Annotated in this window: 17 protein-coding genes; all 17 read left to right on the top strand. The window is 42.0% G+C overall.

Going from position 1 to position 12,589, the window contains the following annotated elements; all coding sequences use genetic code 11:
• Nucleotides 1-23: 23 nt before the first annotated feature.
• The 17 genes from fusA to rplE all read left to right on the top strand — a co-directional run bounded on the left by fusA (nucleotide 24) and on the right by rplE (nucleotide 12,579).
• Nucleotides 24-2,114, top strand: a complete 2,091-nt coding sequence (gene fusA / locus ACKPBX_RS04430; RefSeq protein ID WP_319996105.1) for an elongation factor G — start codon at nucleotides 24-26, stop codon at nucleotides 2,112-2,114.
• Between the two features lie 120 nt (nucleotides 2,115-2,234).
• Nucleotides 2,235-3,422, top strand: a complete 1,188-nt coding sequence (gene tuf / locus ACKPBX_RS04425; protein WP_319996104.1) for an elongation factor Tu — start codon at nucleotides 2,235-2,237, stop codon at nucleotides 3,420-3,422.
• 565 nt (nucleotides 3,423-3,987) lie between these two features.
• Nucleotides 3,988-5,781, top strand: coding sequence for an ammonium transporter (locus ACKPBX_RS04420; protein ID WP_407702571.1), 1,794 nt, complete (start codon nucleotides 3,988-3,990; stop codon nucleotides 5,779-5,781).
• A 404-nt stretch (nucleotides 5,782-6,185) separates the two neighbouring features.
• Complete coding sequence (gene rpsJ / locus ACKPBX_RS04415) at nucleotides 6,186-6,494, top strand: 30S ribosomal protein S10 (protein WP_068558995.1); 309 nt, start codon at nucleotides 6,186-6,188, stop codon at nucleotides 6,492-6,494.
• Nucleotides 6,495-6,532: 38 nt separating this feature from the next.
• On the top strand, nucleotides 6,533-7,171 hold the full coding sequence (gene rplC, locus ACKPBX_RS04410) for a 50S ribosomal protein L3 (protein ID WP_086626906.1): 639 nt from the start codon (nucleotides 6,533-6,535) through the stop codon (nucleotides 7,169-7,171).
• A 26-nt stretch (nucleotides 7,172-7,197) separates the two neighbouring features.
• Nucleotides 7,198-7,821, top strand: coding sequence for a 50S ribosomal protein L4 (rplD, locus tag ACKPBX_RS04405; RefSeq protein WP_068558991.1), 624 nt, complete (start codon nucleotides 7,198-7,200; stop codon nucleotides 7,819-7,821).
• The gene (rplW, locus tag ACKPBX_RS04400; RefSeq protein WP_068558989.1) at nucleotides 7,821-8,105 is read left to right on the top strand and encodes a 50S ribosomal protein L23; all 285 of its coding nucleotides are present in this window, start codon (nucleotides 7,821-7,823) and stop codon (nucleotides 8,103-8,105) included. The genes rplD and rplW overlap by 1 nt, the downstream gene beginning before the upstream one ends.
• Nucleotides 8,106-8,139: 34 nt before the next feature.
• Nucleotides 8,140-8,970 (top strand): 50S ribosomal protein L2, encoded by an 831-nt coding sequence (rplB, locus tag ACKPBX_RS04395; RefSeq protein WP_086626907.1) that lies wholly within the window; start codon nucleotides 8,140-8,142, stop codon nucleotides 8,968-8,970.
• A 53-nt stretch (nucleotides 8,971-9,023) separates the two neighbouring features.
• On the top strand, nucleotides 9,024-9,305 hold the full coding sequence (gene rpsS / locus ACKPBX_RS04390; RefSeq protein WP_068558985.1) for a 30S ribosomal protein S19: 282 nt from the start codon (nucleotides 9,024-9,026) through the stop codon (nucleotides 9,303-9,305).
• A 20-nt stretch (nucleotides 9,306-9,325) separates the two neighbouring features.
• Complete coding sequence (rplV, locus tag ACKPBX_RS04385; RefSeq protein ID WP_086626908.1) at nucleotides 9,326-9,682, top strand: 50S ribosomal protein L22; 357 nt, start codon at nucleotides 9,326-9,328, stop codon at nucleotides 9,680-9,682.
• 3 nt (nucleotides 9,683-9,685) lie between these two features.
• A complete protein-coding gene (rpsC, locus tag ACKPBX_RS04380) occupies nucleotides 9,686-10,342 on the top strand; it encodes a 30S ribosomal protein S3 (RefSeq protein ID WP_086942212.1) in 657 nt (218 codons plus the stop codon).
• A gap of 3 nt (nucleotides 10,343-10,345) precedes the next feature.
• A complete protein-coding gene (gene rplP / locus ACKPBX_RS04375) occupies nucleotides 10,346-10,780 on the top strand; it encodes a 50S ribosomal protein L16 (RefSeq protein ID WP_068558979.1) in 435 nt (144 codons plus the stop codon).
• A complete protein-coding gene (gene rpmC / locus ACKPBX_RS04370) occupies nucleotides 10,770-10,964 on the top strand; it encodes a 50S ribosomal protein L29 (RefSeq protein WP_086626910.1) in 195 nt (64 codons plus the stop codon). Before rplP ends, rpmC begins: the two co-directional genes overlap by 11 nt.
• A 27-nt stretch (nucleotides 10,965-10,991) precedes the next feature.
• Nucleotides 10,992-11,258 carry a 30S ribosomal protein S17 gene (rpsQ, locus tag ACKPBX_RS04365; RefSeq protein WP_086626911.1) on the top strand — a complete coding sequence of 89 codons (267 nt, stop codon included), beginning with the start codon at nucleotides 10,992-10,994 and terminating at the stop codon, nucleotides 11,256-11,258.
• 43 nt (nucleotides 11,259-11,301) lie between these two features.
• Nucleotides 11,302-11,670: a 50S ribosomal protein L14 gene (gene rplN, locus ACKPBX_RS04360; RefSeq protein ID WP_068558973.1), complete on the top strand. Its 369-nt coding sequence runs from the start codon at nucleotides 11,302-11,304 to the stop codon at nucleotides 11,668-11,670.
• A gap of 34 nt (nucleotides 11,671-11,704) precedes the next feature.
• Nucleotides 11,705-12,013, top strand: a complete 309-nt coding sequence (gene rplX, locus ACKPBX_RS04355) for a 50S ribosomal protein L24 (RefSeq protein ID WP_068558971.1) — start codon at nucleotides 11,705-11,707, stop codon at nucleotides 12,011-12,013.
• A gap of 26 nt (nucleotides 12,014-12,039) precedes the next feature.
• Nucleotides 12,040-12,579 (top strand): 50S ribosomal protein L5, encoded by a 540-nt coding sequence (rplE, locus tag ACKPBX_RS04350; protein ID WP_086626912.1) that lies wholly within the window; start codon nucleotides 12,040-12,042, stop codon nucleotides 12,577-12,579.
• Nucleotides 12,580-12,589 lie beyond the last annotated feature (10 nt).

The following is a 12,589-nucleotide window of genomic DNA, read 5'->3' as shown; positions in this document are numbered from 1 at the left end:
CAAGAGAGAGGTGTTTGAAGAAGATGGCACAAAGAGAATTTTCTCTACATAATACGAGAAATATCGGTATCATGGCTCATATTGACGCTGGTAAAACAACGGCAACTGAACGTATTTTGTACTATACCGGTAAAATCCATAAGATCGGTGAAACCCACGAGGGTGCTTCACAAATGGACTGGATGGAACAAGAACAAGAACGTGGTATTACCATCACTTCAGCTGCTACTACTGCACAATGGAAAGGGTATCGCGTTAACATCATCGATACTCCCGGACACGTGGACTTCACTATTGAAGTTGAACGTTCCCTACGTGTATTGGATGGCGCTGTCGCTTTACTTGATGCACAATCAGGCGTAGAACCTCAAACTGAAACAGTTTGGCGTCAAGCTACAACTTATGGTGTTCCTCGTATTATATTCGCTAACAAAATGGACAAAATGGGTGCAGATTTCTTATATTCTTTAGGAACTCTCCATGACCGTCTGAATGCTAATGCGCATCCGATTCAATTACCGATTGGTTCTGAAGATACATTCAAAGGTATCATCGATTTAGTCGAAATGAAGGCTGAAATCTATGACAACGATGAAGGTACTGAATACCATGAAGAAGATATCCCTGCGGAATATCTTGAAACGGCTGAAGAATGGCACACTAAATTAGTTGAAGCTGTTGCTGAAACTGATGAAGCTTTGATGGAAAAATATCTTGATGGTGAAGAAATTACGAAAGAAGAATTGAAACAAGGTATTCGTACTGCTACATGTAATGTAGAATTTTTCCCGATGCTTTGCGGTTCTGCTTTCAAAAATAAAGGCGTTCAATTATTGCTTGACGCAGTTATTGACTACCTTCCATCACCATTGGATGTTGCTGCCATCACAGGTACTGACGTAGATACTGAAGAACAAATCGCTGTTCCTGCAAGCGACGAAGCGCCATTTGCAGCCTTAGCATTTAAAGTTATGACTGACCCGTTTGTAGGCCGTCTGACATTCTTCCGCGTATATGCTGGTACTCTACAAAGTGGTTCTTACGTTCAGAATGCCACTAAAGGCAAACGCGAACGTGTAGGCCGTATCCTACAGATGCACGCTAACCACCGTAACGAAATCCCAGAAGTATTTGCTGGAGATATCGCTGCTGCAGTTGGTTTGAAAGATACAACTACAGGCGACACTTTGTGTGATGAAAAGAAACAAGTAATCCTTGAATCCATGATTTTCCCGGAACCAGTTATCGAAGTTGCTATTGAGCCTAAATCAAAAGCTGACCAAGATAAAATGGGTATCGCGCTACAGAAACTTTCTGAAGAAGATCCTACTTTCCGTGCTTCCACTAACCCAGAGACTGGTCAAACGATCATCGCTGGTATGGGTGAGTTGCACTTGGACATCATCGTTGACCGTATGAGACGTGAGTTCAAAGTTGAAGCTACAGTAGGTGCTCCTCAAGTATCTTACCGTGAAACATTCCGTCAATCAGTTCAATCTGAAGGTAAATTCGTTCGTCAATCAGGTGGTAAAGGTCAATTCGGTCACGTATGGGTTGAATTTACTCCTAATGAAGAAGGAAAAGGCTTTGAGTTTGAAAATGCTATCGTCGGTGGGGTTGTTCCTCGTGAATACATCCCTGCAGTTGAAGCTGGTTTAAGAGACGCAATGGAAAACGGTGTGTTGGCTGGTTATCCTTTAGTTGACGTTAAAGCTAAATTGTATGATGGTTCTTACCATGATGTCGATTCATCTGAAACAGCATTTAAAGTTGCTGCTTCACTTGCTTTGCGTAACGCAGCTAAGAAAGCTGACCCTGCAATCCTTGAACCAATGATGGCTGTAGAAATTACAGTTCCTGATGACTATTTGGGAGATGTAATGGGTCATGTAAGTTCTCGTCGTGGACGTATCGAAGGTACTGAAGCACGCGGTAACGCACAAATCGTTAAGAGCAGCATTCCATTGTCAGAAATGTTTGGATATGCTACAACTTTACGTTCTTCTACACAAGGCCGCGGAACGTTTTCAATGACATTCGATCATTACGAAGCTGTTCCTAAATCTGTTCAAGAAGAAATCATCAAGAAGAGCGGAAAAAATAGCGAAGAGTAATCTCGCTGTTGCTTAGCTTGTATATTGCTTTTTCGAGCACAAATCGGTATACTTTATACGATAGACGATTAAAGTCTAGACAAATTATAAGCACTCAATATGAGGAGGAAATGATTTAAAATGGCAAAAGTAAAATTCGACCGTTCAAAGCCCCATGTAAACGTTGGTACAATCGGACACGTTGACCATGGTAAAACAACATTAACTGCAGCTATCACAACAGTTTTAGCTAAAAAAGGGTTCGCTGAAGCATCTAACTATGCTGCAATCGACAACGCTCCAGAAGAAAGAGAACGTGGTATCACGATCAACACTTCTCACGTTGAATACTCAACTGAAACTCGTCACTACGCTCACGTAGACTGCCCAGGCCATGCTGACTATGTTAAAAACATGATCACTGGTGCTGCACAAATGGACGGAGCTATCTTAGTAGTTTCTGCTGCTGATGGTCCAATGCCACAAACTCGCGAGCACATCTTGTTGTCTCGTCAAGTTGGTGTTCCTTACATCGTAGTATTCTTGAACAAAGTCGACATGGTTGACGATGAAGAATTATTAGAATTAGTTGAAATGGAAGTTCGTGACCTGTTAACAGAATACGATTTCCCTGGCGACGATGTTCCTGTAATCTCTGGTTCAGCTTTGAGAGCTCTTGAAGGCGACGCAGCTTACGAAGAAAAAATCTTGGAATTGATGGCTGCTGTTGACGAATACATCCCAACTCCAGTTCGTCAAACTGACAAGCCATTCATGATGCCTATCGAGGACGTATTCTCAATCACTGGACGTGGTACTGTTGCTACAGGCCGTGTTGAACGTGGACAAGTCCGCGTTGGTGACGAAGTTGAAATCGTCGGTATTGCTGAAGAAACTAAGAAAACAGTTGTTACCGGTGTTGAAATGTTCCGTAAATTATTGGATTACGCTGAAGCTGGCGATAACGTAGGAGCTTTGTTACGTGGTGTTACACGTGAGCAAATCCAACGTGGTCAAGTATTGGCTAAACCAGGTTCAATCACTCCACACACAACTTTCACTGCTGAAATTTATGTACTTTCAAAAGAAGAAGGCGGACGTCACACTCCATTCTTCACTAACTACCGTCCACAATTCTATTTCCGTACAACTGACGTTACAGGCGTATGTAACTTACCAGAAGGCGTTGAAATGGTAATGCCTGGCGACAACGTTACTATGACTATCGAATTGATCCACCCAATCGCTATCGAAGACGGAACTAAGTTCTCTATTCGTGAAGGTGGACGTACAGTAGGCGCTGGCGTTGTAGCTTCAATCACTAAATAATTTTATTTCAAAATAAAATTCGAAAAACGGGAGCCTCGGCTTCCGTTTTTTTTTTTTTGAAAAATTCCGATATGGGAAGGCGCTCTTGAATAGAGCGTCTTTTTGTGTTGGAGTTGGAGCAAAGGGGCTGCCGGAGAGAGAAACCCAGAATTTTTACCATATCAGCTTTATCCATATTAATGTTCATAATATATAGAAGAAAGAGGATTTTCGACCGGGTGTACTGAATCAAACCATTGCTGGCACACTTGTATTTTTGCTGATATATTGCCCAATTTTGAGCATTTTTTGTTGTGACTTCATTCCATGTGAGCTATCTTTACGCGATTTACATGATTAAATCGATTTTATGACGTACTCGCAGCACTTATTGAGCGCGTATTAACCTTTTATTGCTGGTAGGGCAACTTGCACAGTCTCCAGCCGCGAGAGCGCCTTGTTCATGTCACATTTCATGACGCGAGTCGTCATCATTTTGATGATTTTCTTTTTTTTAGGGTGTAAAGTAAGAAACATCACAAAGCAGTAATACACCAGAAAAATTATCAGCAAAAGGAGAATCTATATGGAGAACATTAATTATGCAGATACAACTTTCGTCTTCCTCGCAACAATCCTTGTCATGATGATGACGCCGGCTTTATCCCTATTCTACGGAGGGATGGTCCGGAAGAAAAATGTCCTCAGCACGACGATGCACAGTTATGCTGCCATCGCTATCGTTTCTATCCAATGGCTATTATTCGGATATTCTTTTGTATTCGGAGGCGACTCAAAATTTTTCGGCGATTTGTCCTTCACATTACTCAACGGTGTAGGCTTCACGCCTATTGATTACGCACCGACCATTCCGCATCAACTATTCATGATGTTCCAGATGGCTTTCGCAATCATCACCCCAGCCTTGATTTCAGGAAGCATCGCGGAACGCATGAAGTTTCCCGCATTCCTTGCCTTCATCCTTTTATGGACGACTTTCGTCTATGATCCGATTGCCCACTGGATCTGGGGAAATGGCGGTTGGATCCGCGAACTGGGTGCACTCGACTTTGCTGGCGGGAGCGTCATCCATATCAGTTCCGGTATATCGGCTCTGGTAGCAGCCATTTATCTAGGCAAAAGAAAAAACCACGATTCCGTCAAGCCGCATAATATTCCGATGACGATGATCGGCGCCGGCCTTCTGTTGTTCGGCTGGTTTGGCTTCAACGCCGGAAGCGCTCTGGCGATCAACGATATTGCACTGGATGCCTTCATCACTACAAACACTGCCGCTGCCACAGCCGGCATAAGCTGGATTATCTGTGAATGGATCATCCACAAGAAACCGACTGCTCTTGGATTTGTCAGCGGAATCGTTGCTGGTCTGGTTTCCATCACGCCTGGCGCCGGATTCGTCAGCCCGGTTTCAGCCTTAGCCATCGGTTTCATCGGCGGTATCGTCTGCTTCTACGGCGTATCCGTTCTGAAGAAGAAATTTGATTATGATGATGCACTTGATGCATTCGGTTGCCATGGTATCGGAGGAATCTGGGGTGGAATCGCAACTGGTATCTTCGCATCAAGCAGCATCAATCCTGCCATTGAAGGCGGGTTGGTAGATGGCAGTGCCTCACTTTTGATTGCAGAAGTTGTCAGCATTTTAGCTGTGCTTGCATACGCGGGTATCATGTCCTATCTACTGTTGAAACTAATCAGTAAATTCATGCCAATGCGTGTCTCTGCAGAGGAGGAAGAAATCGGATTGGATTATGCTCTCCATGGCGAAACAGCATATGGCAGTCTCGCCGTAGCTTTGAGTGATACCAATTATTCAAATACAGCTGCGTCTGTCGTGCCGGGCGAATTGAGAACGGCTTTCCAAAAATTGCAGGAGCGCACTTTCGGAAGCAACGATCAAGAATTGGCCTTCGCGAATGTTTCTCTGGAAGACCTTAAAAAGTCAGTTGTTGTGGAATACCAAGCCTCCGGCGCAACAACAGGCGGTCAAGATGCACAAACTAAAATCACCAAAATTGAAATCATCACGAACGAAAGTAAATTTGAAGGTTTGAAAAAAGCACTGAACAGCATCGGCATCACAGGCATGACCGTTTTCGATGTATTCGGCTACGGCATGCAAAAAGGGCATAGCACCTATTATAGGGGCGTCGAGACCGAAGCCGACCTGCTGCCAAAGATCCGTGTCGAAGTTGTCGTCAGCACGGTTCCCGTCCAAGAAGTAGTCGATGTTGCCAGAAAAGCATTGTACACAGGCAACATCGGGGATGGAAAAATTTTCATATATAATGTAGAAAACGTCATCCGCGTCAGCACAGGTGATGAAGGCAAGAAAGCTTTGGAATATCCAAACGAATAAGCAATAAGGGACTGTCTCATTCGAGATGGTCCCTTATTTAATTTTGTTGCATTTCTCGAGTCAGGATATTCAACATTATCATGGGGCTTGCATTCTTCTTACAGATCAGTATAATAGTGAAGGGACAAAATGCTTCACAGTGCTCAGGCAATACAAGTCATTTGGATAATAGCAGAAACTGAATATTATTTTCAGAAAAGACTTGCTTTAACTAATGGGATTATGTATAATATATTGGTACGGCATTCATGGTTATGAATAATGTATTGGGGACCGTTCATTCGGGAACTGCAGCTTAGAGACGAGAGGTTGCGACACACCCGGTCGCTTTGTCACGGCGGGTGTGCCGGGGAATTTTCGTGGAGCTAGTCTTATGAATTACATCTGACGAAGGAGGGAACAACATGGCAAAACAAAAAATACGTATTCGTTTAAAAGCATATGAACACCGTGCTCTTGATCAATCAGCGGATAAAATCGTGGAAACAGCAAAAAGAACGGGAGCTACCGTTTCTGGTCCGATTCCATTGCCGACTGAAAGATCACTATACACAGTGATTCGTGCTACTCACAAGTACAAAGATTCTCGTGAGCAGTTCGAAATGCTTACACACAAACGTCTAATCGACATCATCAACCCAACAACAAAAACTGTTGACGCTTTGATGAAACTTGACTTACCAAGCGGCGTAGACATCGAAATCAAATTATAATCAAACCTATCATATAAAAAACAAACGGAGGTGTTACCATGACCAAAGGAATCTTAGGCAAAAAAGTAGGAATGACTCAATTCTTTACTGCAAACGGTGAGTTAGTACCAGTTACAGTTATCGAAGCTACTCCAAACGTTGTTTTACAAGTTAAAACCAACGAAACGGACGGCTACGAAGCGGTACAACTAGGCTACCAAGAAATGCGTGAAGTATTGTCAAACAAACCTGCTAAGGGTCATGCAGCAAAAGCAAAAACTGCTCCTAAGCGCTTCATTCGTGAATTTAACAATGTTGAGCTAGGAGAATACGAAGTAGGAAAAGAAATCAAAGTTGATATCTTTGAAGCCGGCGACATTGTTGATGTTACTGGTACCACTAAAGGACATGGCTTCCAAGGCGTAATCAAACGTCACGGACAAAGCCGCGGGCCAATGGCCCACGGATCTCGTTACCATCGTCGTCCGGGTTCAATGGGTGCTGCTTCATTCCCATCCCGCGTATTCAAAGGTAAAAAATTAGCAGGACGTATGGGTAACGACCGCGTTACTATCCAAAACCTTGAAGTCGTTATGGTTGACGTTGAGAAAAACGTTATCCTGATCAAAGGTAACGTACCTGGTTCTAAAAAATCATTAATCGAAATCAAAGTAGCTCGCAAAGCTGCAAACAAATAATATAAAAGAGAGGAGGAACGAGAAAAATGCCAAACGTAGCCTTATTTAAACAAGATGGAACACAAAACGGTGAAGTAACTTTGAATGAAGAAATCTTTGGGATTGAGCCTAACGAAAACGTTGTTTACGATGCAATCATCATGCAACGCGCTTCTTTAAGACAAGGAACTCACGCAGTAAAAAACCGCAGCGCTGTCAGCGGTGGTGGTCGTAAACCATGGAAACAAAAAGGAACAGGCCGTGCACGCCAAGGTTCAATCCGTTCACCACAATGGGTTGGCGGTGGAGTTGTCTTTGGACCAACACCTCGTTCTTACAGCTATAAATTAAACAAGAAAGTTCGTCGCTTAGCTATCAAATCAGTCCTTTCAACGAAAGTTGCTGAAGGAGACTTGATCGTAGTTGAAACATTGAACTTCGATGCACCAAAAACAAAAGAATTTGCAAATGTGTTGAAAAACCTTAACGTTGATACGAAAGTATTGGTTGTTGTAGAAAACGACAACGATTTTGCAGCATTATCAGCACGTAACCTTCCTGGCGTAACAGTCGTTAACGAAACAGGAATCAACGTATTGGATGTTGTTTCAAACAACAAATTAGTCTTGACACAAGCTGCTCTTTCTAAGGTAGAGGAGGCTCTTATATAATGGAAGCAACAGACGTTATCAAACGCCCAATCATCACGGAAGCTTCTATGCTTGCAATGGATGAAAAGAAATATACCTTTGAAGTGGATGTACGTGCTAACAAAACATTAGTTAAACAATCTATCGAATCATTGTTCGGTGTAGATGTTAAAAACGTAAACATCATGAATGTACGCGGCAAACTTAAACGTATGGGCAAATACAAAGGCTATACAAAAAAACGCCGTAAAGCAATCATCACTTTGACTGAAAATTCTAAAACAATCGAATTATTCGAAAATTAATTTACTGAAATAATCAAATAGGAGGGGAAAAAACGTGGCGATTAAGAAATACAAACCTACCACAAACGGCCGTCGTAATATGACTGGTTCTGATTTCGCAGAAATTACAAAAACAACACCTGAGAAATCTTTGGTCGAACCAATCAAAAGAAAAGCCGGTCGCAACAACCAAGGTAAAATTACCGTTCGTCATCAAGCTGGTGGACACAAACGTGCTTACCGTGTGATCGACTTCAAACGTAATAAAGATGGAGTCGTTGGTATCGTAAAAGCTGTCGAGTACGATCCAAACCGCACTGCAAACATCGCGTTGATCCAATATGTTGATGGAATCAAAACTTACATTATTGCCCCTAAAGGCATCGAAGTAGGCCAACAAATCGAATCTGGAGTAGGATCTGATATCAAAATCGGAAACGCAATGCCATTGTCAACTATCCCAGTCGGTACTGTTATCCACAACATCGAAACAAAACCAGGCAAAGGCGGTCAATTGATCCGTTCAGCTGGTACAAGTGCTCAAGTACTTGGACAAGAAGGTAAATATACACTAGTTCGTTTGAACTCAAGCGAAGTACGTTTAATCCTTTCAACTTGCCGTGCAACAATCGGTTCAGTAGGTAACGAACAACACGAATTGATCAACATCGGTAAAGCTGGACGTAACCGTTGGTTGGGTAAACGCCCTACTGTCCGTGGTTCTGTAATGAACCCGAACGATCACCCACACGGTGGTGGTGAAGGTAAATCTCCAATCGGACGCAAAGCGCCAGTTACTCCTTGGGGTAAACCTGCTCTTGGTTACAAAACTCGTAGCAAGAAAGCTAAATCTAGCAAGCTAATCGTTCGTGGACGTAAAAAATAATTATCACAACAATAATTAACTGAAGCAACACATAATCGAAAGGAGGCTTCACCATGGGTCGTAGTTTGAAAAAAGGACCTTTTGTCGATGAACATTTAATTAAGAAAGTTGAAGCTGCTCTAGCTAGCGAAAAGAAACAAGTAATTAAAACTTGGTCTCGCCGCTCTACAATTTTCCCACAATTCATCGGACAAACGATTGCAGTTTATGATGGAAGAAAACACGTTCCAGTTTACATTCAAGAAGACATGGTAGGACACAAATTAGGAGAATTCGCTCCAACAAGAACATACCGTGGCCATGCCGCAGACGACAAGAAAACAGGTCGCCGTTAATTACGAGGGGAGGAAATAACATGCCAGAACAAATCACAGCTGCAAAAGCATCTGCACAAACTGTTCGCATTGCCGCTCGTAAGGTTCGTTTAGTAGTGGATCTTATCAGAGGCAAGAGCATCGGAGAAGCAATCTCCATTCTGAAATTCACACCGCGTGGCGCTTCGCCCGTTGTAGAAAAAGTGTTGATGTCAGCAATTGCCAATGCAGAACATAATTATGATTTAGATATCGAAAACTTGGTAGTAAGCGAGGCTTATGTTAACGAAGGACCAACGATGAAACGTTTCCGTCCACGTGCAAAAGGATCAGCTTCACCAATCATGAAACGTACTAGCCACATCACAATCGTGGTATCAGAAAAGAAGGAGGGATAATCTGTGGGTCAAAAAATTCATCCATTAGGATTACGTGTCGGCATCATTCGTGACTGGGATGCTAAATGGTACGCTGAAAAAGATTTCGCAGCTTTCTTACATGAAGATTTACGTATCCGTAAATATATCGAAAAGAACTTAAGCGAAGCTTCTGTTTCTAAAATTGAAATTGAACGTGCGGCTAACCGCGTGAACGTTTCTATTCATACTGCCAAACCTGGTATGGTAATCGGTAAAGGCGGTTCTGAAGTTGAAAAAACTCGTAAAGAGTTAAATGAACTGACTGGTAAAAAAGTACACATCAACATCGTGGAAATCAAAAGACCAGACTTGGATGCTAAATTGGTTGCTGAAGGTATCGCTAAACAGTTGGAAAACCGTGTAGCTTTCCGTCGTGCTCAAAAACAAGCTATCCAACGTACAATGAGATCTGGCGCTAAAGGGATCAAAACGCAAGTTTCTGGTCGTTTGAATGGTGCAGATATCGCTCGTGCTGAAACTCATGCTGAAGGAACTGTTCCATTGCATACATTGCGTGCGGACATCGACTACGCTTGGGAAGAAGCAGACACAACTTATGGTAAATTAGGCGTTAAAGTTTGGATTTACCGTGGTGAAGTTTTACCAGCAAAAAAAACAACTGAGAAAGGAGGGAAATAACCAATGTTAGTACCTAAACGTGTAAAACACCGTCGTGAGTTCCGTGGAAAAATGCGCGGAGAAGCTAAAGGCGGAAAAGAAGTAGTTTTCGGCGAATATGGTTTGCAAGCTGTTGACTCTCATTGGATCACAAACCGTCAGATCGAAGCTGCTCGTATCGCTATGACTCGTTACATGAAACGTGGTGGGAAAGTTTGGATCAAAATATTCCCTCACAAATCATATACATCTAAAGCTATCGGAGTCCGTATGGGTTCTGGTAAAGGGGCACCTGAAGGTTGGGTATCTCCAGTTAAACGCGGCAAGATCATGTTTGAAGTAGCAGGCGTCCCTGAAGAAGTGGCACGCGAAGCTCTACGTCTTGCATCTCACAAATTGCCAGTTAAAACAAAAATTGTAAAACGTAAAGAAATTGGTGGTGAATCGAATGAAGGCTAATGAACTTAAAGAGTTATCCACTGCTGAAATGATTGATAAAGAAAAACAATTCAAAGATGAATTATTCAATCTACGATTCCAACTTGCAACCGGACAGTTAGAAAATACTGCCCGCTTGAAAGAAGTACGCAAATCAATTGCACGTATTAAAACTGTATTGCGACAACAAGAATTGCAAAAATAGTAGATCAGCAAAGGAGGTCACAACGAAATGACTGAAGAACGTAACCAACGTAAAGTCTACCAAGGTGTTGTTGTTTCCGATAAGATGGATAAAACAATTGTCGTAGAAGTATCTACAACAAAAACACATTCAACTTATGGTAAACGCGTTAAGTACTCTAAAAAGTACAAAGCACATGATGAAAACAACCAAGCTAAAATGGGAGATGTAGTTAGAATTATGGAGACTCGTCCTCTATCTGCTACTAAAAACTTCCGCTTACTGGAAGTTGTTGAAGAATCAGTAATCATCTAATCAGACAAATAAATATTTTTATATCCGGAAGGAGGATACTGAAGTGATACAAACAGAATCCCGCTTAAGAGTTGCCGATAATTCAGGCGCTAAAGAAGTGTTAACTATCAAAGTGTTAGGTGGTTCAAACCGCAAATTCGCAGGAATTGGTGATACAATCGTCTGCACAGTAAAACAAGCTACACCCGGTGGTGTTGTCAAAAAGGGTGATGTAGTTAAAGCTGTTATCGTTCGTACGAAACACGGCGCACACCGTAAAGATGGTTCTTACATCAAATTTGACGAAAATGCTTGTGTAATCATTCGTGACGACAAGAGCCCTCGTGGAACACGTATCTTTGGACCAGTTGCACGTGAATTGCGTGACAACAACTACATGAAGATCGTTTCCCTTGCTCCAGAAGTATTGTAATCAACTGTCATAAATGAAGGAGGTGCAACAAAGCATGCACGTAAAAACTGGTGATAAAGTTAAAGTCATTACTGGAAAAGATAAAGGTAAAGAAGGAGTCATCCTTAAAACTTTCCCTAAAAAAGATCGTGTTATTGTCGAAGGCATTAATATTGTCAAGAAACATCGCAAAGCTTCTCAAACAAACCCAACAGGTGGAATTCTTGAAGAAGCAGCACCTATCCATGTTTCTAACATTATGTTAATTGATGCTAAAACTGGCGAACCTACTCGCGTAGGATCTAAAGTCGTAGATGGCAAAAAAGTCCGCGTTTCCAAAAAAACCGGCGAAATCATTGATTAATTATTAGAGGAAGGAGGATATTCTAAATGAACCGTTTAAAAGAAAAATACACAAAAGAAATCGTTCCATCATTGATGGAAAAATTTGAATACACTTCAATCATGCAAACACCTAAAATTGACAAAATTGTCATCAATATGGGTGTGGGTGATGCAGTGTCAAACACAAAAAACCTAGATAAAGCAGTTGAAGAACTAACATTGATCTCTGGTCAAAAACCAGTCATCACATTAGCTAAAAAATCAATCGCTGCATTCCGTTTACGTGAAGGTATGCCTATCGGCACTAAAGTTACTTTACGTGGCGAAAGAATGTACGACTTCTTGGATAAACTAGTAACAGTTTCATTACCACGTGTACGTGACTTCCGTGGGATCAGCAAAAAATCTTTTGATGGTCGTGGAAACTATACTTTAGGTATCAAAGAACAATTGATTTTCCCAGAAGTTGACTATGATAGAGTCGACAAAGTACGTGGTATGGATATCGTTATCGTAACTACTGCTAACACTGACGAAGAATCAAGAGAATTATTGACACAACTTGGAATGCCATTCCAAAAATAAGCTAAGGAGG

The organism is Trichococcus shcherbakoviae (genome assembly GCF_963666195.1).
GTDB classification, from domain to species: domain Bacteria; phylum Bacillota; class Bacilli; order Lactobacillales; family Aerococcaceae; genus Trichococcus; species Trichococcus shcherbakoviae.
Note: the sequence above shows the minus strand (reverse complement) of the source record. Positions and strands in the feature narration are given on the sequence as shown.

Coding starts and splice junctions, on each gene's coding strand:
- rplC (WP_086626906.1), top strand. CDS start 6,533: ATGACCAAAGGAATCTTAGGCAAAAAAGTAGGAATGACTCAATTCTTT.
- tuf (WP_319996104.1), top strand. CDS start 2,235: ATGGCAAAAGTAAAATTCGACCGTTCAAAGCCCCATGTAAACGTTGGT.
- rplW (WP_068558989.1), top strand. CDS start 7,821: ATGGAAGCAACAGACGTTATCAAACGCCCAATCATCACGGAAGCTTCT.
- rplD (WP_068558991.1), top strand. CDS start 7,198: ATGCCAAACGTAGCCTTATTTAAACAAGATGGAACACAAAACGGTGAA.
- rpsQ (WP_086626911.1), top strand. CDS start 10,992: ATGACTGAAGAACGTAACCAACGTAAAGTCTACCAAGGTGTTGTTGTT.
- fusA (WP_319996105.1), top strand. CDS start 24: ATGGCACAAAGAGAATTTTCTCTACATAATACGAGAAATATCGGTATC.
- rplX (WP_068558971.1), top strand. CDS start 11,705: ATGCACGTAAAAACTGGTGATAAAGTTAAAGTCATTACTGGAAAAGAT.
- rplP (WP_068558979.1), top strand. CDS start 10,346: ATGTTAGTACCTAAACGTGTAAAACACCGTCGTGAGTTCCGTGGAAAA.
- ACKPBX_RS04420 (WP_407702571.1), top strand. CDS start 3,988: ATGGAGAACATTAATTATGCAGATACAACTTTCGTCTTCCTCGCAACA.
- rpsJ (WP_068558995.1), top strand. CDS start 6,186: ATGGCAAAACAAAAAATACGTATTCGTTTAAAAGCATATGAACACCGT.
- rpsS (WP_068558985.1), top strand. CDS start 9,024: ATGGGTCGTAGTTTGAAAAAAGGACCTTTTGTCGATGAACATTTAATT.
- rpmC (WP_086626910.1), top strand. CDS start 10,770: ATGAAGGCTAATGAACTTAAAGAGTTATCCACTGCTGAAATGATTGAT.
- rplE (WP_086626912.1), top strand. CDS start 12,040: ATGAACCGTTTAAAAGAAAAATACACAAAAGAAATCGTTCCATCATTG.
- rplV (WP_086626908.1), top strand. CDS start 9,326: ATGCCAGAACAAATCACAGCTGCAAAAGCATCTGCACAAACTGTTCGC.